This is a genomic window from Streptomyces inhibens (genome assembly GCF_003389455.1).
Taxonomy (GTDB): Bacteria; Actinomycetota; Actinomycetes; order Streptomycetales; family Streptomycetaceae; genus Streptomyces; species Streptomyces inhibens.
Genome location: NZ_QUAC01000310.1, coordinates 20,039 through 41,426, shown reverse-complemented (window position 1 = coordinate 41,426; position 21,388 = coordinate 20,039). Strand labels below are relative to the sequence as shown.

Annotated in this window: 20 protein-coding genes and 1 pseudogene; 13 read left to right on the top strand and 8 right to left on the bottom strand. The window is 69.5% G+C overall.

What is annotated here, in order from left to right; all coding sequences use genetic code 11:
* Positions 1 to 64 precede the first annotated feature (64 nt).
* Both DY245_RS33315 and DY245_RS33310 read left to right on the top strand, forming a co-directional pair.
* Entirely contained in the window at positions 65 to 1,633 is a 1,569-nt protein-coding gene (locus tag DY245_RS33315; protein ID WP_128510884.1) for a monooxygenase, read from the top strand.
* Positions 1,634 to 1,786: 153 nt separating this feature from the next.
* Positions 1,787 to 2,731 (top strand): DUF5996 family protein, encoded by a 945-nt coding sequence (locus tag DY245_RS33310; RefSeq protein WP_128510883.1) that lies wholly within the window; start codon positions 1,787 to 1,789, stop codon positions 2,729 to 2,731.
* A 27-nt stretch (positions 2,732 to 2,758) separates the two neighbouring features.
* Here the strand turns inward: DY245_RS33310 and DY245_RS33305 are convergent, their stop codons facing one another.
* Complete coding sequence (locus tag DY245_RS33305) at positions 2,759 to 3,118, bottom strand: UBP-type zinc finger domain-containing protein (protein ID WP_128510882.1); 360 nt, start codon at positions 3,116 to 3,118, stop codon at positions 2,759 to 2,761.
* 237 nt (positions 3,119 to 3,355) lie between these two features.
* Between DY245_RS33305 and DY245_RS33300 the strand changes: the two genes are divergently transcribed.
* Positions 3,356 to 5,077 carry a CocE/NonD family hydrolase gene (locus tag DY245_RS33300; protein WP_128510881.1) on the top strand — a complete coding sequence of 574 codons (1,722 nt, stop codon included), beginning with the start codon at positions 3,356 to 3,358 and terminating at the stop codon, positions 5,075 to 5,077.
* 74 nt (positions 5,078 to 5,151) lie between these two features.
* Here the strand turns inward: DY245_RS33300 and DY245_RS33295 are convergent, their stop codons facing one another.
* The 6 genes from DY245_RS33295 to DY245_RS33270 all read right to left on the bottom strand — a co-directional run bounded on the left by DY245_RS33295 (position 5,152) and on the right by DY245_RS33270 (position 12,499).
* On the bottom strand, positions 5,152 to 6,693 hold the full coding sequence (locus DY245_RS33295; protein WP_128510880.1) for a DEAD/DEAH box helicase: 1,542 nt from the start codon (positions 6,691 to 6,693) through the stop codon (positions 5,152 to 5,154).
* A 295-nt stretch (positions 6,694 to 6,988) separates the two neighbouring features.
* Positions 6,989 to 7,192 carry a cold-shock protein gene (locus DY245_RS33290; protein ID WP_046247661.1) on the bottom strand — a complete coding sequence of 68 codons (204 nt, stop codon included), beginning with the start codon at positions 7,190 to 7,192 and terminating at the stop codon, positions 6,989 to 6,991.
* A gap of 391 nt (positions 7,193 to 7,583) precedes the next feature.
* Positions 7,584 to 8,744 (bottom strand): XdhC family protein, encoded by a 1,161-nt coding sequence (locus tag DY245_RS33285; protein WP_128510879.1) that lies wholly within the window; start codon positions 8,742 to 8,744, stop codon positions 7,584 to 7,586.
* The gene (locus DY245_RS33280) at positions 8,737 to 10,884 is read right to left on the bottom strand and encodes a xanthine dehydrogenase family protein molybdopterin-binding subunit (protein WP_128510878.1); all 2,148 of its coding nucleotides are present in this window, start codon (positions 10,882 to 10,884) and stop codon (positions 8,737 to 8,739) included. Before DY245_RS33280 ends, DY245_RS33285 begins: the two co-directional genes overlap by 8 nt.
* Positions 10,881 to 11,873: an FAD binding domain-containing protein gene (locus DY245_RS33275; RefSeq protein WP_128510877.1), complete on the bottom strand. Its 993-nt coding sequence runs from the start codon at positions 11,871 to 11,873 to the stop codon at positions 10,881 to 10,883. Before DY245_RS33275 ends, DY245_RS33280 begins: the two co-directional genes overlap by 4 nt.
* Positions 11,870 to 12,499 (bottom strand): 2Fe-2S iron-sulfur cluster-binding protein, encoded by a 630-nt coding sequence (locus DY245_RS33270; protein ID WP_244943430.1) that lies wholly within the window; start codon positions 12,497 to 12,499, stop codon positions 11,870 to 11,872. Before DY245_RS33270 ends, DY245_RS33275 begins: the two co-directional genes overlap by 4 nt.
* A gap of 367 nt (positions 12,500 to 12,866) precedes the next feature.
* Between DY245_RS33270 and DY245_RS33265 the strand changes: the two genes are divergently transcribed.
* Positions 12,867 to 13,445 carry a TetR/AcrR family transcriptional regulator gene (locus DY245_RS33265; protein ID WP_181923988.1) on the top strand — a complete coding sequence of 193 codons (579 nt, stop codon included), beginning with the start codon at positions 12,867 to 12,869 and terminating at the stop codon, positions 13,443 to 13,445.
* A gap of 113 nt (positions 13,446 to 13,558) precedes the next feature.
* A complete protein-coding gene (locus tag DY245_RS33260; RefSeq protein WP_128510876.1) occupies positions 13,559 to 14,176 on the top strand; it encodes a class I SAM-dependent methyltransferase in 618 nt (205 codons plus the stop codon).
* Positions 14,177 to 14,490: 314 nt separating this feature from the next.
* On the opposite strand, the gene DY245_RS33250 is transcribed toward DY245_RS33260, so the two are convergent.
* On the bottom strand, positions 14,491 to 14,961 hold the full coding sequence (locus DY245_RS33250; RefSeq protein WP_128510875.1) for an Hsp20/alpha crystallin family protein: 471 nt from the start codon (positions 14,959 to 14,961) through the stop codon (positions 14,491 to 14,493).
* 264 nt (positions 14,962 to 15,225) lie between these two features.
* Between DY245_RS33250 and DY245_RS47135 the strand changes: the two genes are divergently transcribed.
* From DY245_RS47135 to DY245_RS44895, 8 genes and pseudogenes are all read left to right on the top strand, one after another.
* Positions 15,226 to 15,537 (top strand): PadR family transcriptional regulator, encoded by a 312-nt coding sequence (locus tag DY245_RS47135; protein WP_244943429.1) that lies wholly within the window; start codon positions 15,226 to 15,228, stop codon positions 15,535 to 15,537.
* The gene (locus tag DY245_RS47130) at positions 15,504 to 15,713 is read left to right on the top strand and encodes a hypothetical protein (protein WP_244943428.1); all 210 of its coding nucleotides are present in this window, start codon (positions 15,504 to 15,506) and stop codon (positions 15,711 to 15,713) included. The genes DY245_RS47135 and DY245_RS47130 overlap by 34 nt, the downstream gene beginning before the upstream one ends.
* A gap of 123 nt (positions 15,714 to 15,836) precedes the next feature.
* On the top strand, positions 15,837 to 15,974 hold the full coding sequence (locus DY245_RS47125; RefSeq protein WP_244943427.1) for a hypothetical protein: 138 nt from the start codon (positions 15,837 to 15,839) through the stop codon (positions 15,972 to 15,974).
* Positions 15,975 to 15,989: 15 nt separating this feature from the next.
* On the top strand, positions 15,990 to 17,141 hold the full coding sequence (locus tag DY245_RS33240) for a DUF2306 domain-containing protein (protein ID WP_244943426.1): 1,152 nt from the start codon (positions 15,990 to 15,992) through the stop codon (positions 17,139 to 17,141).
* 562 nt (positions 17,142 to 17,703) lie between these two features.
* Positions 17,704 to 19,110 (top strand): NHL repeat-containing protein, encoded by a 1,407-nt coding sequence (locus tag DY245_RS33235; RefSeq protein WP_128510874.1) that lies wholly within the window; start codon positions 17,704 to 17,706, stop codon positions 19,108 to 19,110.
* 26 nt (positions 19,111 to 19,136) lie between these two features.
* Positions 19,137 to 20,684, top strand: a complete 1,548-nt coding sequence (locus tag DY245_RS33230) for an Ig-like domain-containing protein (protein WP_128510873.1) — start codon at positions 19,137 to 19,139, stop codon at positions 20,682 to 20,684.
* 6 nt (positions 20,685 to 20,690) lie between these two features.
* Positions 20,691 to 21,128, top strand: a pseudogene (locus DY245_RS33225) (hypothetical protein); the annotation flags it as partial.
* Positions 21,125 to 21,292 carry a DUF6760 family protein gene (locus tag DY245_RS44895; protein WP_181923987.1) on the top strand — a complete coding sequence of 56 codons (168 nt, stop codon included), beginning with the start codon at positions 21,125 to 21,127 and terminating at the stop codon, positions 21,290 to 21,292. The pseudogene DY245_RS33225 and the gene DY245_RS44895, both read left to right, overlap by 4 nt.
* The last annotated feature ends 96 nt before the right edge of the window (positions 21,293 to 21,388 follow it).

Sequence of the window (21,388 nt, the reverse complement as noted above, 5' to 3'; positions counted from 1 at the left end):
AGTGAACGGCGTTCACGTGAACGTTGTTCACTAAATGCTGGTTCGATAAATGAGGGGCACCGCCATGGACACCGATGTGATCGTCGTGGGCGCCGGCCCGACCGGGCTGATGCTCGCCTGCGAGCTGGCTCTGGCCGGCGTACGCACCCGGATCGTGGAGCGCCGCACCGAGCCGCAGCGGGATTCCCGCGCGCTGACCCTGCACCCGCGCAGCATGGAACTGATGGACCTACGGGGCCTGGCCCCCCGCTTCCTGGCCCTCGGCAAGACCGTGCCGGGCTGGCACTTCGCCGCCCTGGACACCCAGCTGGACTTCGCCGCACTCGACAGCCGGCACGGCTACACCCTGTTCCTGGCCCAGGCGCGCACCGAGGCGCTGCTGGCGGAGCGGGCGCACGAGCTGGGCGTGGAGATCAGCCGTGGGTACGAAACCGCCGGGCTCAGCCAGAGCGCCGAAGGGGTCGAAGTGGAGCTACGCGGCCCCGGCGGCGGCATCGAGACCGTACGGGCGAAGTACGCGGTCGGGTGCGACGGCGGGCGGAGCACGGTGCGGGAGGCGGCCGGGATCGGTTTCCCCGGTACCGACGAGACGGTGACCGGGGTGCTCGGGGATTTCGCGGTCGTGGACGCGGATCCTGGCGTTCTCGACGCCGCGCGGGCTCGTGGCGTACTGATCGTCCCGTTGGAGGGCGGACTGACGCGGTTCGTCTGCATGGATCCGGAGCGGATGCGGACGCCGGCCGCGGAGCCGGTGACCCTGGAGGAGTTCCGTACGTCGCTGAAGCGGATCTGCGGCTCGGACTGCGGGGTCGACGGGCCCCGGTGGCTGTCGCGCTTCGGCAACGCCACCCGGCTCGCGGCCAGTTACCGTTCCGGCCGGGTCCTGCTGGCGGGCGACGCCGCCCATATCCACTTCCCCGCGGCGGGCCAGGGGCTCAACACCGGCCTCCAGGACGCCATGAACCTGGGCTGGAAGCTGGCCGCCGAGATCAACGGCCGGGCGCCGTCCGGACTGCTCGACAGTTACGACGCGGAGCGCCGCCCGGTCGGGCAGGCGGTCACCGAGAACACCGAGGTCCAGACCCTGCTGGCGGAGCTGACGCTCGTCCCGCGGTACCGGCGCCCCGCGACCGCCCTGCGCAAGCTCTTCGACGAACTGCTGGGCATGGAAGAGGTCAACCGCCGGCTGGCCGGGCTGGTCTCCGCGCTCGGCACCTCCTACCCGCCCGCCACCGTCGACGCCGATCCGCTGGTGGGGCGGCGTATGCCCGACATCGGACTGACCGCCTCCGGTTCGGCGGCGGTACGGGTCTATGAACTGCTCCCCCACGGCCGCTTCGTCCTGCTCGATTTCGCGGGGGATCCGGGCCTGCGGGAGGCCGTCGGGGCCGGATGGAGCTCGCGGGTCACCGCCGTGACCGTCACCCAACATGACGAGCACGCGGACCTCGACGGGGTGACCGAAGTCCTCGTACGCCCTGACGGCCACGTCGCATGGGCCACCCGTACCGCCGATGCGGACGCCCGGCGGTACGGGAGAGCGGACGCGCTGGCAGCCTGGGCGGGACCGTCGTCGGGGGGACAGGGGCGGCGCACGACCGTGACCCGAGTCGGTCCCGCGTACGCCCGGTAGGACCAATACGCCCACCCGGGAGGACCGAATACGCCCCATACACCCAGTACACCCAGTGCGCCCCTTATCGCCCTGCGGGATGCCGTACCTGCGCGCAATGGCCATCATGGAATGGCCCGGCCGGCAGGACCACCGGGCAGGAAGGGGAACCCGATGGAGCTGTTCCCGCCGATCCCGCTCGCGGAGTGGCAGGACACCAAGGAAACGCTGCACCGTTTCGCGCAAGTCGTCGGCAAGATCCGGCTCGCCGCGAGTGCCCGGCGCAACCATTGGTGGAATGTGCCGTTCCACCTCACCGGACGGGGCATCACCACACGTCCGATGGGACTGGTCGACGGCAATCCGGTCTTCACGGTCGACTTTGACTTCGTCGACCATCAGCTGGTCGTCTCTACGCTGGACGGCAGAGCGCTCTCCATTCCGCTACTGGGCCAGTCCGTGGCGTCCTTCCACGACAGCACTCTGGACGCTCTGGCCGCGCTGGGGATCCGGGTGAACATCGATATTCCCCGGCCGTTCGACCTGCCCGATGCCACCCGGCCGTTCGCCGAAGACACCGAGCATGCGGCCTACGATCCCGCACACTCCAACCGCTACTGGCAGGTCCTCAGCCAGGTGGCGCTGGTGCTGGAGGAATTCGCGGCCGGCTATTCCGGGAAGGCCAGCCCGGTGCATCATTTCTGGCACACCTTCGACATCGCCCACAGCCGGTTCTCCGGGCGGCATATCGACCAGCCGCCGCAGGTGGATCCGGTGACACGGGAGGCCTACTCCCGCGAGGTGATCAGCTTCGGATTCTGGTTCGGCGACGACACCTTCGCCCAGCCGGCTTTCTACTCGTACACCGCTCCCGAGCCCGCGGCACTGGCCGAGGAGCCGCTCATCCCCGCGTCGGCACGCTGGGTGGCCCGCAACGACAGCCACCTGGCCGTGCTGCCGTACGACGAGGCTCGCGCGAAGAGCGATCCTCGCGCGGCCGTCCTCGCCTTCTACGCGAGCGCGTACCGGGCGGGGGCCGGACGCGCCGGCTGGGACATCGACCGCCTCGCTTGCCCCGGCGGGACCACCGACCCACAGGCGCCGTCTCCGCGCCCCTGATGCCGGGAGCCGCCTCACCCTGCACCGTCAGTGCAGCTGCTGCTCCCAGTCCGCGGGAACCTTGCCCAGCGGGCCCGGCGTCGGCTGGGAGGCCGGATGTGCCGTGGGCGGGGGCAGCCGCGGCCCCTCGTAGTACTGGTCGGTCTCGATGTTCCAGAACCAGTCCTCTCCCGGCTCGAAGCTGGTCAGGAAGGAGTGGCCCGCCTCGCGCGCATGCTTCGTACCGTGCTGCGAGGGCGAGGAATCGCAGCATCCGATGTGCCCGCACGCGGCGCAACGCCGCAGGTGGAACCACCAACCCGGCCCGTCGCCCGCCAAGCACTCCACGCAACCGTCTCCGCTCGGAGCCGCGGTGGGATCGATACCGGGGATCTGGTCAGATGCCATGGGAAACGCCCCTCGGATGAGCTTGAGGCAAGCCTTCGAACGAGCTTGAGGCAAGCGGTCGCAAGGGCCGGTTCGGCCTGCTCCTGCTGAGCTGTCGACCTGCCTTCTTCCAACGTAACCAACCTGCCTGCCGGCAGCACGGGGGCGGATCGCCCCGCCCGGCCTCGCTCACGCTGTGGCGGACCGGGAGATACGCGCGGACAATTCAAGCTGTACAGCCGTACAGGAAGCAGCGCGATGCGCATCGACTGGGATGAACCGATCACGATGGACGACGGGGTCGCGCTCCGCGCCGATGTGTACCGGCCGGACGACGGCGGACCCCATCCCGTGATCATGACGCACGGCCCGTACGCCAAGGGGCTTGCCTTCCAGGAAGGCTTCCAGCCCATGTGGCACAACCTGGAGACCGAGCACCCGGACGCGCTCGCCGGCTCGTCGAACCGCTACCAGAACTGGGAGACGGCCGACCCGGACAAGTGGGTTCCCGACGGCTATGTGGTGATTCGCGTGGATTCCCGGGGTGCCGGACGGTCACCGGGCTACCTGGACATCTTCTCGCCCCGGGAGACGCAGGACTACTTCCACTGCATCGAGTGGGCGGGCGTCCAGCCCTGGAGCAACGGCAAGGTCGGCCTGCTCGGCATCTCCTATTACGCGGTCAACCAGTGGCAGGTCGCGGCGCTGCGGCCCCCGCACCTCGCGGCCATCTGCCCCTGGGAGGGCGCCTGCGACTTCTACCGTGAACTCACCCATCACGGCGGGATCCTGCACATCTTCCTCCAGCAGTGGTACCCGGTGCAGGTCGCGTCCGTACAGCACGGTGTCGAGAACGGCCCGCGGCACCCGGTCACGGGAGTGCGGGTCGCCGGCCCCGATGTGCTGAGCGACGCGGAGCGGGCGAAGAACGCCGCCGACTCGGTGAGCGCGTTGTACGAACATCCGCTGCTCGACGCGCACTACCGGGACCGGACCCCGGACCTGTCGAAAATCACCGTCCCGGTGCTGTCCGCGACCAACTGGGCGCACCATCTGCACACCCGGGGCGGGTTCGAGGGATACGCGGGCGTGGCGAGCGACCAGAAGTGGCTGGAGGTGCATGGCCTACAGCACTGGGTCGAGTTCTACACCGACTACGGCGTCGCGCTGCAGAAGCGCTTCTTCGGACACTTCCTCAAGGGTGAGGACACCGGCTGGGACGACCAGCCTCCGGTCTTCCTCAACGTGCGGCGGGTCGACGGCAGTTTCGAGCAGCGCGCGGAAACGGAGTGGCCGCCGGCGCGGACGGAGTGGACGAAGTTCCATCTCGATCTCGCTCGTAACGCGCTTTCTCCCGAGAGCGACCCCACCGAGAGAAGCGCGGAGTTCGACGCGCTCGGCGACGGCCTGACGTTCTGGACCGAGCCCTTGGCCGAGCCCCTGGAGGTGACCGGGCCGGCGGCCGCGACGCTACGGGTGGCCTCGTCGACGACGGACGCCGATGTGTTCCTCACCCTCCGCGTACAGGACCCCGACGGGCACGATGTCGCCTTCACCAGCGCCATGGACCCGAACGGCGCCATCGCACTGGGCTGGCTGCGTTCCTCGCTCCGGAAGCTCGATCCCGCGCGCAGCGAGCCGTACCGGCCGTGGCACACCTTCGACGAACGGCAGCCGCTGACCCCCGGCGAACCGGTCGACCTCCAGGTCGAGATCTGGCCGACGTCGGTGATCGTCCCCGCCGGCTACCGCCTCGGCGTATCGGTGCAGGGGCGGGACTTCGAGTTCCCCGGCGAGGGACCGTGGCCGTCCGCCTTCGGCATCTCCATGCGCGGCAACGGCCTGTTCGTGCACAACGACACCAAGGACCGGGGCTCCGACGTCTACGCCGGCCGGACGACCCTCATCAGCGGTGGGAAGCACCCTTCCTACCTGCTGCTTCCGGTCGTCCCGGCGCGGTCGGACGCCCTGCACGTCTAGGTTTCCCCGTGCGAGGGCGCCCTCCCGAGCCGCAAAGTACCGCGCTCACAAGGCGGTTGCCGGGCCGCTCCCGGTCATGACGAACGGCGGACCCGTGCGGCCTTGCGGGCCTCGGTGAGCTGGCGGGCCTCGGCGGACCGGCGGGACTCGCCGCCTGAGCGGCCGGGCCGGCCTGGGCGGGTGCCCCGGCCGCGGAACGGGGCGCTGCCGCCGCTGCGCTTGGGGCGCTCCGTGACCGGCGCGGCGATGGTGACCGGGACACCGGAGGGCGCCTGGGCGCCGGTGATCCGGCTGAGTTCGGCCTCACCGGAGCGGACCTGGGTGGTCTGCGGGGTGATGCCGGCATCGGCCATCAGGCGCGCCATGTCGCGGCGCTGGTTGGGCAGGACCAGGGTGACGACGCGGCCGGACTCGCCGGCGCGGGCGGTGCGGCCGCCGCGGTGCAGGTAGTCCTTGTGGTCGGTGGGCGGGTCGACGTTGACGACGAGGTCGAGGTTGTCGACGTGGATGCCGCGGGCCGCGACGTTGGTGGCCACCAGGGCCGTGACCTCGCCGGTCTTGAACCGGGCCAGGGTGCGGGTGCGCTGGGGCTGGGACTTGCCGCCGTGCAGCGCGGCGGCGCGTACACCGCTGTTCAGCAGGTGCTTGGTGAGCTTGTCCACGGCGTGCTTGGTGTCCAGGAACATGATCACGCGGCCGTCGCGGGCGGCGATCTCGGTCGTGGTGGCGTGCTTGTCGGCGTCGTGGATGTGCAGCAGGTGGTGTTCCATCGTGGTGACGGCGCCGGCCGAGGGGTCGACGGAGTGGACCACCGGGTCGTGGAGGTAGCGCCGGACCAGGAGGTCGACGTTGCGGTCCAGAGTGGCCGAGAACAGCAGCCGCTGGCCGTCGGGGCGTACCTGGTCGAGCAGCGCGGTGACCTGGGGCATGAAGCCCATGTCGGCCATCTGGTCGGCCTCGTCCAGGACGGTGATCTTCACCTGGTCCAGACGGCAGTCCTTGCGCTCGATGAGGTCCTTGAGGCGGCCGGGGGTCGCGACGACCACCTCGGCCCCGGCGCGCAGTGCGCCGGCCTGGCGGCCGATCGACATACCGCCGACCACCGTGGCCAGCCGCAGCTTGAGGGCCTGGGCGTACGGGGTGAGCGCGTCTGTGACCTGCTGGGCCAGCTCGCGGGTGGGGACGAGGATCAAGGCGAGCGGCTGCCGGGGCTCGGCACGCTGTCCGGCGGTACGCACCAGCAGCGCCAGGCCGAAGGCGAGCGTCTTGCCCGAACCGGTGCGGCCGCGGCCGAGGACGTCACGGCCTGCGAGGGAGTTCGGCAGCGTGGCCGCCTGGATGGGGAACGGCTCGGTCACGCCGAGGCCGGTGAGCGTCGTCAGCAGCTCGGCCGGCATGTCGAGTTCGCCGAAGGTCGCAGCGGCGGGCAGGGCCGGGGTGATGGTGACCGGCAGCGCGAACTCGCCCGGCACGGAGGGGCGACGCCCGTTTCCGCCGGAACGGTTGCCGGAGCGGCTCTGGCCCTTCGGCCGGAAGCGGGCGCCCCGGTCGGAACCGGCGGTGCTGCTCTTGCGGGGATTGGAGTAGCGGTCGTTCGTACGAGCTGAGCGGTTCATGGAGAACCTTCCTCGATATGGCACGTATCGAGGAATTCTCGGCAAGAATGTGCCGAACGAATTGCAAGAACGAGCCGGATAAAAGACTGAAAAGTAGCCGGCCGCATCGGGCGGAAAAGCAGCGGCGTCGGCGGCAGAATGCCAGGTGTCCACCGGAGTGGGCGGCTTTGGTCGGCTCATAGGCCGTGAACGCACTTGCATCCGGCCGGAACCGTGCACGTCGGACAACTCTGCCGACAGCAAGGAGCTGGGGCCCGCACGAGTGCGGGCCCCAGCTAGGTCCTACGCGTCAGCGTCAGGCGGGAACGATGTTCTCGGCCTGCGGGCCCTTCTGGCCCTGCGTGACGTCGAAGGTCACCTTCTGGCCTTCCTGAAGCTCACGGAAGCCCTGGGTGGCGATGTTCGAGTAGTGGGCGAAGACGTCGGGGCCGCCACCCTCCTGCTCGATGAAGCCGAAACCCTTTTCCGCGTTGAACCACTTCACGGTGCCAGTAGCCATATCAAAATCTCCTTCGGGGCAGTGGGTCCGCACTGCGCGGACCCGGCGTCGCCGCGATGATTGCCCCGTCCGGAAAGCAGCACCGGAAATAAAAAAGCGCCCGACGACATAAAGCCATCAAAGGCGCTATGGGAACCACAACTGCAACTGGGATCAACAGTAGCACGGCACGAGGGCCGGCAGCGCCAATACTGCTATTTTCCCGTTCCGCCATGCCTCCCCACCGCAAACTGCGCAAAATCCTGCACCGGCGGCAAGAGGTACGCGGTTCCGCAGACCACCATCGCCCCCGCCCCTGCGGTCCTCGTCGTAGGCCACATTGAGCTCGTCGATCAGAGGTGGCCAACGAGGGACGGCAAGCGGTCGTCGGCCTCAGGGGGACCGAGCCGGGTCACGCGGCGGCATGCGCCCCGGCCCCGCCGGCCTCCCGCTCCTTCGCATCGTCATGGTGAATGGGTGTCCGCGAGCCGGTCAGTGGAGCGCCCGTGCCGCCCTGGCGGGCTGCGACGATCTCCGCTGCGATGGAGAGGGCGGTCTCCTCCGGGGTGCGGGCACCGAGGTCGAGGCCGATCGGTGAGTGGAGCCGGGCCAGTTCGCGTTCGGTGACGCCGGCGTCGCGGAGTTTGCGATGGCGGTCCTCATGGGTGCGGCGCGAGCCCATCGCGCCGACGAACGCGACCGGCAGGCGCAGGGCCACCTCCAGCAGGGGGACGTCGAACTTGGCGTCGTGGGTGAGCACGCACAGGACCGTGCGGCTGTCGGTCTCGGTGCGCTGGAGGTAGCGGTGCGGCCAGTCGACGACGACGTCGTCGGCCTCGGGAAAGCGGGTCCGGGTGGCAAAGACGGGGCGGGCGTCGCACACGGTCACGTGGTAGCCGAGGAACTTGCCCGTACGCACCAGGGCCGCGGCGAAGTCGATCGCGCCGAAGACGATCATGCGGGGCGGCGGCACGCTCGACTCGACGAACAGTGTCAGATCGGCCCCGCAGCGCGATCCGTCCTCCGAGAGGGCGAATGTGCCGGTGCGGCCCGCGTCCAGCAGGGCGCGGGCCTCGCCGACCACCGTGCGGTCAAGGTCCGGGTGGCCTTCGAGACTGCCTTCGTACGATCCGCCGGGGTGTACGAGCAGCGGCCTGCCGAGGAGTTCGGCCGGGCCCCGGGCCACGCGGGCGAGCGCCGCCGTCTCCCGTCGGGCGGCGGCCGACAGCGCCGCCGCGAACACCTGCCTGTCCGGTGCGTCCGCGCTCACCGGTGTGACCAGGACCTCGATGATCCCGCCGCAGGTCAGTCCCACCGCGAAGGCGTCCTCGTCGCTGTAGCCGAACCGTTCGACCACCGCCTCGCCGTCCTGGAGCACCTGGACGCACAGGTCGTACACCGCCCCCTCCACGCAACCGCCGGAGACCGAGCCGATGGCCGTGCCCTCGCCGTCGACGGCGAGGGCGGCGCCGGGCCGGCGCGGCGCGCTGCCGCCGACCGCCACGACGGTGGCGACGGCGAAGTCCCGGCCCTGCTCGGCCCATCGGTTCAGCTCGTCGGCGATGTCAAGCATCGCGCTCTCCCGCTGGTCGGGTTCCCGCCAGCAGGACCCGGTCGGGCCGGATCGGCAGGTCCCGGTGGCGGACACCGGTCGCATGCCAGACCGCGTTGGCGATCGCCGCCGCGGCTCCCACGATCCCGATCTCGCCGATGCCCTTGATCCCGACCGGGTCGTCCGCGTCCGGGTCGTCCACCCAGTCCGCCTCGATGAGCGGTACGTCGGCGTTCGCGGCGAAGTGATAGCCCGCGAAGTCGGCGCCGACGTGGCCGCCGGACGCCTGGTCCCTGATCGCCTCCTCGTGCAGCGCCATGGAAAGACCCCAGGTCATTCCGCCGATGAACTGGCTGCGCGCGGTCAGCGGGTTGACAATCCGGCCCGCGGCGAAGATGCCGAGCATCCGCCGTACGCGGACCTCGCCGCTGGTGACGTCCACGGCGACCTCGGCGAACTGCGCTCCGAAGGAGTGCCGTTCCTTCTTCGCCAGCGCGCTGACGGCCGCGCCGGTGTCCGACCGTGCCGTGATGCCCTGCGGCGGGATGTCACCGCCCAGGACCAGTTGTTCGCGCAGCTCGCGTGCCGCGGCCATGATCGCCCAGCCCCAGGAGCGGGTGCCCATGGAGCCGCCGGCGATCATCGCCGGGCCGAAGTCGCTGTCCGCGATCTGGATACGGATGCGTCCCGGCTCCACCTCCAGCGCGTCCGCGGCGATCAGGGCCAGCGCGGTCCGCGCGCCGGTGCCGACGTCCGCCGCGGTGATCCGTACGGTGAACGTGCCGTCGGTCTCCGCCGTCACGGCCGCCGTGGACGGGACGACCCCCGAGGAGTACGTGGCCGCGGCCGTACCGGTCCCGAGCAGCCAGCGCCCTTCGCGGCGCGTGCCGGGACGCGGGTCCCGGTCCGCCCAGCCGAACCTGCGGGCGCCCTCCTGGAAGCAGGCGAGCACATTGCGGCTGCTGAAAGGGAGTCCGGAGACCGGCCCAGCGTCCGGTTCATTGCGTGCGCGCAGCGCGATCGGGTCCATACCGATCTTCTCGGCGAGTTCGTCGAGTGCGGACTCCAGCGCGAACGAGCCCGGTGCCTCGCCCGGCGCACGCATCCAGGTCGGCGTCGGCACGTCGAGCGGTACGACACGGTTGACGGTGTGGTGCGCGTCGGCGTCGTACATCACACGCCCCATATCGGCGCTGCGCTCGATGAATTCATGAACGGTCGAGGTGAGGCTCTGCGCCTGGTGGTCGAACGCGCGCAGCCGCCCGTCGGTGTCGGCGCCGAGCCTGACCCGCTGCGCCGTGGGGCTGCGGTAGCCGACGAGCGAGAACATCTGACGGCGGGTCAGTACGACTCTGACCGGGCGGTGGAGGACGGTCGTGGCCATCACGGCGAGTATCTGGTGCGGGCGGACCCCCTTGGACCCGAAGGCGCCGCCGACGTGTTCGGACCGTACGCGCACCGAGGCCGGATCGAGGGAGAAGAGCTTGGCGAGCTCGTCCGCCACCCACATGCTGCCCTGGTTGGAGTCGACGACGTCGAGACGGCCGCTGTCCCAGCGGGCCGTCGCCGCGTGCGGCTCCAGGGAGCTGTGGTGCTCTTCCGGTGTGGTGTAGGCGGCGTCCACGACGACGGCGGACGCGGCGAGTTCGGCCTCGATGTCCCCCTTCTCCGTCTCCGCCTGCGCGGCCGGGGAGTTCTCCGGGGTGTACGTACCGGGGCGGTCGGCGAAGAAAGCGATGTCGTGCGGTTCCTCGTCGTACTGGACCACCAGCGCTTCGGCGGCCTCCCTGGCCTGCTCGGACGTCTCGGCGACGACCAGCGCCACCGGCCAGCCCACGTAGGGCACCCGGTCGTGCTGGAAGACTTCGACGATCGGGTCGGGCCGGCCCAGCATGCCCGCGTAGCTCCCGTCGACGCGCGGGGCGTTCCCGTGGTGCAGGACGGTGAGGACGCCGGGCATCGCAAGGACGGGGGCGGACTCCACGGAGCGGACACGGCCCCGGGCGATGGTGGACAACACCAGCCAGCCATGGGCGAGTTCGGCGAAGGGGATCTCTCCCGCGTACCGGGCCGCTCCGGTGACCTTGTCCCGGCCCTCCAGGCGGGTGTGCGCGGCGCCGACGGCCCCTGTCACCGCGGTGGTTCCGGTTGTCGTGGTCATCGGGCGGCCTCCTCGGTGAGTTCGGTCAACATGGCCACGACGAGGTTGCGCATCAGCGTCACCTTGTATCCGTTGTGGGGCAGCGTCTTGGCGGCTGCCAGTTCGGCGTCCGCGGCGGCGGCGAACGCGTCGGCGCTCGCCGGACCTCCGGTGAGCACCCGTTCGGCTTCCTGGGCCCGCCACGGCCGGGACGCGACCGCCCCGAGGGCGAGGCGCACCTCGCGTACGACTCCGTCCTGGACGTCGAGCGCGGCGGCGATCGAGCCGATGGCGAACGCGTACGACGCGCGCTCGCGCACCTTCCGGTAGCGGGAGACGGCGGCGACCGGAGTCGGGGGCAGGGTGACGCCGGTGATCAGTGCGCCGGACGGCAGCGCGGTCTCCAGATGCGGGGTGTCGCCCACGGGCAGATAGAACTCCGCGAGCGGCAACTCGCCCGGCCCGTCTGCCGTTTCGTACGAGATGACGGCATCGAAGGCGGCGAGCGCGACCCCCATGTCCGAGGGGTGGATGGCCACGCAGTGCTCGGAGGCGCCGAGGATCGCGTGGTTGTGGTGCTCGCCCTCGATGGCGGGGCAGCCGCTGCCGGGGACGCGCTTGTTGCACGGCTTGGCCAGGTCGGCGAAGTAGCCGCAGCGGGTGCGCTGGAGGAGATTTCCGCCGACCGTGGCCATATTGCGCAGCTGGCCCGAGGCACCGGCCAGGACCGCCTGCGCCAACGCCGGGTAGCGGCGCCGGACTTCGGGATGGGCGGCGAGATCGCTGTTGGTGACGGTCGCGCCGATGCGCAGGCCGCCGTCGTCCGTGGTCTCGATCCCGTCGAGGGGCAGCTCACGTACGTCGATGAGCAGCGCGGGCCGCTCCACGCCGGCCTTCATCAGGTCGACGAGATTGGTGCCGCCGCCGAGATAGCGCGCATCGGGATCGGCGCCGAGCCGGGCGACCGCTCCGGGGACATCGAACACGCGCTGATAGCCGAATTCCCTCATGCCGTCATCTCCGCGTCCGTCGTGCCGGCAGGGTGGGCAAGGTCTCCGGGGCCGGAAGGCCCGCTGAATTGCCGTGCCGTGGTGGGGGTTTGGGCGGCCTCGGCCTCCGCCGCCTGCGCGACCGCCTGCACGATCGACACATACGCGCCGCAGCGGCACAGATTGCCGCTCATCCGCTCCCGGATCTCATCGGCGGTCAGCGGCGGCGCTCCCGCTTCGGGCCGTACGTCGGCGGTCGCGGCACTCGGCCAACCCGCCGCGTGCTCCTCGATCATCGCTATGGCGGAGCAGATCTGCCCCGGTGTGCAGTAGCCGCACTGGTAGCCGTCGAGGTCGAGGAAGGCCTGCTGCACCGGATGCAGCCGCTCACCGTCCGCCACGCCCTCGATGGTGGTGATCACGCGCCCCTCGGAGGCGATCGCGAGCTGAAGACAGGAGACGGCCCGGCGTCCGTCGATCAGCACCGTACAAGCACCGCACTGGCCCTGGTCACAGCCCTTTTTGGTACCGGTCAGATCGAGATGCTCACGCAGTGCGTCGAGCAGGGTGGTGCGATGGTCGACGGGCAGCGTGTGCTTCTCGCCGTTGATGTTCAGGGTGATGGCGCTGGACGTCGATAGGGCCATGATCAGCCTTCTTTCGCGTATGTGAGGCGCGGTGGGCGTCGGGGCGCGGGCCCTGATGCCGACGTGGTCCGCCAGGAAGTCGAGCCTTCGCTGTCACGCGGGAGCGAGAGCGTCGAACGGGATGATCCCGGCAGACGGTTCGAGACGGTTCGGGAGGAGGTGGCGCTGTGCGTAGCGGCGTCAGCTTGGGCGCCTGCGGCGTATGCGGTGGGCGAGAAGTCGGTCGCGATGGCCACCGAGCATCCACACCGGCCGCATCTGCCGCTATGGTGGGCTTAAGCGGACAGCTGTCCGTTAGCTTTGAATCTACCGGACAACTGTCCGGTTATCAAGACCGGACCAGCCGTGATTCCCGGAGGGAGGACGAGTGCAACAGAGGAAGGACGCGCCGATGCGCTCGGACGCGCAACGGAATCGCGAGCGCATCCTCGAAGTGGCGCTGGAGGAGCTGACGCAGTCGGCCGACGCCCCGCTGAGCTCGATCGCGAAGAAGGCGGGCGTCGGGCAAGGGACGTTCTACCGGAACTTCCCCAACCGCGAGGCACTCGTACTGGAGGTCTACCGCTACGAAGTCCAGCAGGTCTCCGACACCGCATCCCAGCTGCTTCAGAACCGCGCGCCCGACCAGGCCCTGCGGGAGTGGATGGACCGCCTCGCCCAGTACGCCATGGCCAAGGCCGGCCTGGCCGACGCGATGCGCCAGGCCACCAGCGCGCACGGCAGCCTGGCCGGACTGGGACGCGGCTCGGTGACCTCGGCCGTCGCGCTGCTGCTGAAGGCGAACGAGGAGGCCGGCACCATCCGCCCGGGGGTGACCCCCGACGACTTCGTGCTCGCCATCGCCGGCCTCTGGCAGATCGATCCGCACGGCGACTGGCAGTCGCGCGCCGGACGGCTCCTGGACCTCGTCATGGACGGACTTCGCGCCGGCGCTCCCGGCTCCTGAGCGACCCGGGCCCGCCCGGCCCGGGCCAAGGACTCGATCATGCGGGGGACGCCCCGGGGAGGTCGGCGGGCCGGTTCGGCCTGTGCGCCAGGGTGAGGCGCCATCCTGCCGGTATGGACACACCACTGCGTTCGTGGGCCGGGGATCGGCCCGTCACCTCGCCGTTCGCGCGCCCGGTCGGCACGCGCGGGCGCCTCGCCGGGCGGTTCATGCTGTGGACCAACAAACAGGACGACGTGCTCCACATCCTGGACGTCCAGCCGGAAGACCGGGTACTGGAGGTGGGGTACGGCCCCGGTGGGCTGGTCCGGCTGCTGGTCGCACGTTCCGGGGCCGCCGTCATCCGGGGAGTGGACCCCTCGCCCGAGATGCGCCGTGCCGCGACCAGGGCCAACCGCGGAGCGATCCGCTCCGGCCGGGTCACGTTGGACCTCGGCACGGCGGACCACACGGGCCTTGCCGATCAGAGCGTGGACCGGGTCGCCTCGGTCAACAACGTGGGCATCTGGCCCGACCTGGAAGCCGGATTGCGGGAGCTGCACCGCGTCGTGCGTCCCGGAGGCGTGGTGGTGATCGCGTGGCACGGCGGGGTGTCCCCGGGACCCATCACCCGGCGGCTGCGTCTGCCCGAGGCCAAGCTCCAGCGCATCGAGCGCGCTCTGCAAAAGCTCTTCGCCGACGTGTCCCGTAGGGACATGCGGAGCCTGGTCGTCTTCAAAGCCGTGCGGTGAATGCCGTCGCGGCAGTTCCGGCGTACCAACATGCTTGCGCGGGGACCGGCCAACGCCAGGCGACGGCCGTGTTGCCACGTAACGGTCTTCTTCAGCGACCTCGCGTAGTCGGTGTAGGCCGCAAGCCGCCGCTCGTCCCAACGAGCCGCCTGCTCACGACGGAAGCGGGCCTGATCGCCGCGAGTGATCGCCAAGTATGAGCCGACGGTGCGACCGGGTGGTTGCCCACCGCACCGACCGCGGGACGGGAGAGTCAGGCCTGGAGAATCAGCCCTTGAGGACGCCCATGACGGAGGTCAACGCCCGGTGGCTGCTCAGCCCTTGATCTCGATATGGCGCGGCTTGGCCGCCTGGGCCTTGGGGATGGTCACCGTAAGGACTCCGTCGGAGAGGGATGCCTGGACGTCTTCGGCCTTCACATCGGTGGGCAGCAACGCCCGGTACTCGAAGCGCCCGGTCGGGCGTCCCCGGCGCCGCAGTACGCCTTCCCGCGTGCGTTCCTTGAGCTCACCGGAGATACGCAGCTCGTGCTCGGTGATCTCGACGTCGATGTCCTCACGCTTCATACCGGGCAGTTCGCATTCGATCTTGTACGTATCGTCGGTTTCGTGCATATCGGCCAGCGGAGCCCAGGTCATCGTCTCGCTCAAAGAGGGCGCCAGGGAGGTCGACTCCAAGAACCGGTTCATCCTCTCGAAAAGGTCCTCGAACTCGGCCGTCGGCTCGTGCCAGGGAATTCCCCGCTCCAGCAGGCTGCCATGCCGATGTCGTATGGGCAGTGTCATCGCGGTTCACCTCCGCGACTGGACGGCAGTTGATTCTGCACTTCCATGCTGACGGTCGTGAGCACGACCGGCACCTCGGCCGCTCCCATTGCGGCCCGGGCCCTCCGTGCGCCAGGAGTAGCGCGCCGGCCTCTTCCGGCGTTGACTGAGAGGCAGGGGGCGGGTCTTGTACGCCCTGGCGCAGCTCACCGCCTGGTGAGGCATGGCTCGGCGCCATCCAGGGCGGCCGCGTTCCCGGATCGGTCGCCGCGATACCGTCGCGGCATGGCTGACGCCCGGTTGACCACCCCCTCGTTCCTCGTGCTCGGCATCATCGACAAGCTGGGCGAGGCCAGCCCGTATGACGTGAAGGTGGAGGCTGCCCGCACGGTGGCGCCCTTCTGGTCGATGCCTCATGCGCAGGTGTACGCGCAGTGCGACCGCCTCGTGGAGACAGGCCTGCTGTCGGAGGTCCGGCAGACGGGTGGGCGGAATCGACGGCCGATGAAGCTGACCGCGGCGGGCAAGGCAGCCTTGGCGAATGGCTCGCCGACCCGGCCTTCGTGCCCGTCGAGGCGCGCGAGCGCGGCATCCTGAAACTGTGGTTCGGCGCCCGGCCGGAGGTGCTTGCTCCGGTACAGCTCGACGAGCATCACCGCACGCTCGCCGACTACGAGCAACTAGCGGAGAGCGTGGGCGAGGTGCTGTCGCGGGGGCAGCGCGAGGCGCTTGAGTTCGGGATCCGCTACGAGCGGATGATGGTCGACTTCTGACAGTGGGTGGAACAGCGCGGATCGTGATGCCTCCGCCGTGACCGTTGACCACGGCGACGGAACGCCCTCACCTTCTCGCTAGTCCAGAAAGGACTATCGGGAACAGCGGTCGAGGGAGTCGCCGTGAACCGTCCGAGGAGGGTCACCTGGCGCCGCGTGGCCACGATCGCCGTGGTGGTCGCCTGCGTGGGCTACGCGCCGATCGCGATAACCGAGTTGTGGCCGTACGCGCACCCGGGCGCACCGGCGTTCGGGGAGTGAGTCCTGTCCCGTGCGGTGTCGCCGCGCTATGTCGCCGACGCCGTCGCGACCCGGATCGGACCGTACGCGCGCAGCCTGGTCGCCATGATCGTCCACTCGGTTCTGGGCGGCGCGCTGATGCTGCTCGGGCCGGTCCAACTGCTCTCGGCGGTGCGGCGGCGCATTCGGCTGCACCGGGCCGTGGGCGTGGTGTTCGCGCTGACGGTGTACGTCTCGATGGCGGGCGCCGCGCTCTATCTGGTGCGCACCGCGCCGGGTGACGCGTTCAGCGGGGCGGCGTTCTGGATCGTGCTCGCCACCATCCTGGTCGGCACCGTGCTGAGCGTGACGTTCGGCATCTTCGCCGCCGTCGGGAGGTTCCCCGACCTGCATCAGCGGTGGATGCTGCTGTGCTACGGCTTCCTGATGACCGCGCCGCTGCTGCGCCTTGAGTGGGGCGCGCTCCCGTGGGTCCTTCCCGGCCTTTCCATGGAGGACATCAACCGGGTCGCGATCATGCACCTCGGCTGCGTGGTCGCGTTCGGTGCGCCGGCCGCCTCCCGCGCGATGGACAAGCGGGTGACGGCTCCCGGGGTGGTCGGGACGTGGGTGCCGATGCCGGTGCTCGCCGCGGCCCATCTCGCCGGCGCGGTCGCCCTGGCATGGATCGCCAGGTCCTACCTGGGGTGGGGCGCCGAAGGGCAGCGCCTGCTGGTCGCGTACCTGATCCCGTACGCCGCGACGTACATCGTCATGCTCGTCCGCCAGCGGCGCGCGGGCCGGGACGGAAGAAGCTGGGCGCGCGAGGAGTGGCGCCTGCATCTGGCCGCCCTGTGCCTTGCTCCTGCGCTCTCGGCCTCCGCGGCGCTGCTGTTCGAGCGGTATGTGGGGCTCGACCGGCACACGGCGCTCTCGGCGGGAGTCGCCGTCGGCTGCGGTGTGTTGGCGTTCGCGGCGACCGCCGTGGTGGGCCTGCGCGTCATGCACGGCCGCGAGCTGGCCGAGGACGGCCTGAACGCCGGGCGGCCGCCACGGCCTGTTCGATCTCCTCGGGCGGGAGTTGGTTCCGCACGTCCGGAAGAGCTTCCAGCAATCGTCCCAGGACAGCGTGAATCCAGGACTTCTCGATCTCGGAGTCCGCCGATCTCTCGTCGGCGAAGACGCCGCTGCGGGAAAGCGACGAAGTGAAGTAATTCCAGTACTGGTCACTCTCGTTTTACGGCATGGATTTTGCGATCGGGAATCTGCTTATCGCTGTGACGCGTAGTTGCATTCCTCGAACTCCCCGGCGACGGCTGCGAGGTTCTCTCTCGTCACACGATTGGCGCGGCCAACGCGGTGTTGCTGCCGGGGCTGTTGGGGCATACGGCCCCCGTCCGCGTCGCCAGGCGGCGCGATGGGGGGCGGCTCGTCCCCACACATGCAGCGCGGAGGGCGAGTCGAGAAGAGGCCAACGCGTGGCCGAAAGTGGACTATTGGCGCTCTCGCTCGGCCACGGAGATGGATTTTCGGCACGGCCGTAACAGTCATCTCGGCCGCATCAGAAACCCCCTTTTTCAACGCCTTTGCGGAAACGTTCCGTTGACGTGAGAGGGAACTCGCATCCGCATTTTTCGATTGGGCGTTCCCTGATATGCCGCCCGCGGCGACTCGTTCGGGTGAACCGTCTGTACATCAGGGTACCGAATGTCAATCGCGAGCGAATACCGTGAGTGACATTCCACGCTCCATCGAATGGGAGGGGGACCGCATGGCGAACCCTGAAGAAACGCCTGTACTCGGCAACCGGCAGCCGCACTCCATCACCATTGGTCCGGACAAATACTTATGGGTGACCACACACAACAACGCCCTGGTGAAGGTCCACCCGAATTCACCGGAAACACAGTCCCCGATCGTCCGGGACATCCCGAAACTGACCGCGGGAATCATTCCCGACCCTGATGTCAATCGCGACCGCAAGTGCGTGTGGTTCGCCTCCCCGTCCGACGAACAGTCCCCCGACCCCATCTACGAGTTCGACATCGAGGACGAGGAGTTCAGGAAGCACGATCTGGAGCCTGACGCCAGGGCCCAGACCGTCACCTCGATGCGGGTCCAGGACCTGGCCTTCCGGTCGGTCGCCGGGAACTCGGAAGACAACGATCCGACCTACTCGTACTACATCGTCTTCGCCGAGCCCGTCTACTCGTACGTGGGCCACATCAAGTGCGGGGAGCGGCCCGTCACCAAGTACGCCCTGCCGAAGACCGACGACGAGTTCAACACGTGGCTGTGGTCCGTGGCCGTCAGCGTCGAGGACAAGTACTACACCTACTGGGCCACGGGACAGAAGCGCAACGGGCGGAAAACCAACGGGCTCTATTTGTGTACACCGCGGAGGACCGGATTACAGTGGCAGCGGATCGAAATGCCACAGTCCGCGGATCAGACCCCGATCCACGTCATCACGGATTCCCGGTACGTGTGGTTCGGGACGAGCAATCCCAACAAGCTGTGCCGCTACAACATTCTGGACCCCGGAATGACGCAGAGCGAGTACACGCTCCCTGACGAGCCCCGCCAGCTGGCGTTCGGGCCCGACAACATGATCTGGGTGGCGGGCAAGAACCATATCCACCGTTTCAGGAAGAACGCAGCGGTCAAGCACGAGTCTTCCGTTGCGCTTCCCACCGGCAGTGAGGCACAGGGGCTCTGTATCAGCCCCGGACAGGTGGCCACCCACGGCAGTCCGGAGACGAACGCGGTGGTCTGGTACACCAGCCCCGTCAACAAGAAGATCGGCAGGTACGTCGTCCCCAACGACCCCTCGCACGTGCTCGGCAAGACCCAGCTCGTGAGGCAGCCGGTGGACACCGTCGCTCCCGGGGAGCTCGTGGATGTGCCGCTCGTGGCCTCGTATGTCGCCAACGCCTCCCCCACTCCCGGCATTCCGCTCACCTGCCGGCTGGTGGTGGCGGATCCGCTGCACAGCACCACCGCCTTCACCGACGGCAGCCGCGAGTGCGTCATCACCACGGACGCGAACGGCCAGGCCTATGTGCCGCCGCTGCGCGCCGGGGTGGAAGAGGAGGAGGTCCAGGTACAGATCGCCTACTCCGACACCGAGCCGCCCACCACCGTCCCGCTCACCATCAAGCAGCCGGAGCAGCCGTGACACCCCCGCCGCAGAAGGAGAACGCGGTGACGGCACCTGAGTCCCCCAACCACTACCCCCTCAGCGAGGGTGCCCAGCCCGTCGCGGTCGCACCCCCGCTGACCGGCGACCCGTACCTGTGGTTCGTGACAGGCGATGCGAGGATCGGCCGGTTCCGGACCGGCACCCCGTACGACAGCAGGGTCTTCACCCCCAACTACTCGGCCAGGAAGGCCGAAACGCTGACCACACTGAGCACCACGGTGTGGACGTACGCGCACACCAGCGCCGACGGCCGCGTGGTGAGCTGTACCGCCTCCGGTGACTACGGGCTCCACGGCACCGGACCCGCCGTCGCCTGCCAGGCGCTGGCGGTCGGCCATAACAGCGAGGACCGGGAACGGCTCGTCGCGACGCACGCGAGCAGGAAGTCCCTGGTCTTCATCGATACCAGGAAGGGCGGGGTGGAGTACTCCACCACCTACAAGCACGCCCTGTACGGCCTGGCCATCAGCTCCGACACCCCCAAGGAGTACTGGGTCTCGTGCCCGGAGGCGAAGGAGCTCCTCACCTTCGACGCCTCGGACGGAGGGTTCTCCCCGCATCCGATCGGCCTCGAATTCGAGCCGCGTGACGTTGCCGTCTCCGAGGCGATCATGCGGACCGTGTGGGTGGGGACCTCGGCCAAGAAGATCGCCAAGTACAACGTGGACGACCCCGGGACGGTGTACATCGACACTCCCGCCGTCCCGGGGCGGCTGCTCGTCCTGCCGGACGGGACGCTCTGGTTCACCATGCCGGACGCGGACCAGATCGGCTACATCAATCCGGGCGAGGCCGAGGTGGCCGGCAGCGTCGCGACGGGCAAGGGCACCAGGCCCTCGGGCCTCGCCCTCGACAGGAACGGGCAGCTGTGGGCCGGCCTGGAGGGCACGGGGCAGATGTTCCGGGTCTCCGAGTACCAGCTCAAGGCCGTCTCCGGACAGGGGCAGGAGGCCACGGTCGGCCAGGACTTCCCCCATCCGCTCACGGTCCGGGCGGAGAGGCTGGACCAGACACCCGAGCCAGGGGCGGCCATCACCTTCACGGTCGTCGGTGACAATGCCCGCTTCTTCCCGGGTGACCGGCAGACCGACCAGCGGACCACCGGGGAGGACGGTACGGCGCAGAGCTCCTTGCTGCGCGCGAAGGAGCCGGGCACGTTCACGGTCACCGCCGAATGGACCGAGAAACAGGGGTACACCCGCTTCGAGAACCTCGTTGTCCGGGCGACCGTCGACAAGGCCGACTCCACCCGCTACCACTCGGGCGCCGGCCAGCACGCCGATCCCGGGGAGAACTTCGACCGTCGGCTGAGGGTGGTGGTCGTCGACAAGAACGGCGCTCCCGTGCCGAAGGTCCGGGTCACCTTCCGGGTCATGGGCTCGAATCCTGCGAGCTTCGGCGGCAATCCGACGGCCAACGCCACCAGCGGGGACGACGGCACCGCCACCGCTCCGGTCCTGACGGCGGGCCAGCAGTCCGCCTCGTTCAAGGTCGAGGCATGGGCCAAGGACGCCCAGGCCGGAACCGTGTTCCGTGAGTACATCGACTGACCGTCCCGACCCGCTGTCCGCCCCTCTTCTCTGCCTGGAGAATCACCTATGCAGGAGCAAGCCCCCGGGCTGCGCACCGAGTTCGAGTTCGAGCTGCCCCACGGCTACGTGGACGGCAGCGGCACCGTGCACCGGCGAGGCAGTATGCGGCTCGCCACCGCCCGGGACGAACTGTCGCCGCTGGTCGACCAGCGGGTGCGGGAGAACCCGGCGTATCTCGGGGTCGTGCTGCTCAGCCTGGTGATCACCAGGCTGGGGAGCCTGACCGATATCCATGCCGACGTGGTGGAGCGGCTGTTCGCCGCGGACCTGGCCTATCTCCAGGACTTCTACCGCGAGATCAACGGCTTGGGCCCCGACCACCAGGCCGTCGCCTGCCCGTCCTGCGGCACGCAGTTCGCCGTACCGGGTCGAACGGCAGGTGACCGCCTGGGGGAAGGATGACGCACCCCGCGCAGCGGCTGCGGGAGGAGTCCGCGTACCTCGCCTACCACTTCCACTGGTCGCACGCGGACATCCTCGGTCTCCCGCACGGTGAACGGCGCGCATGGGTGCGGGAGATCGCCCGGATCAACACCTCACGTACGGAGAAGGGAGGGATACCGTGAGACTGCGTCTGCCCCGGCGCCACCGCGCGACACGGAGTGCGACACAGAGTGCGACGCGGAGTACGGCACGGAGTGCGCCGCCCGCGACGGGCGGCG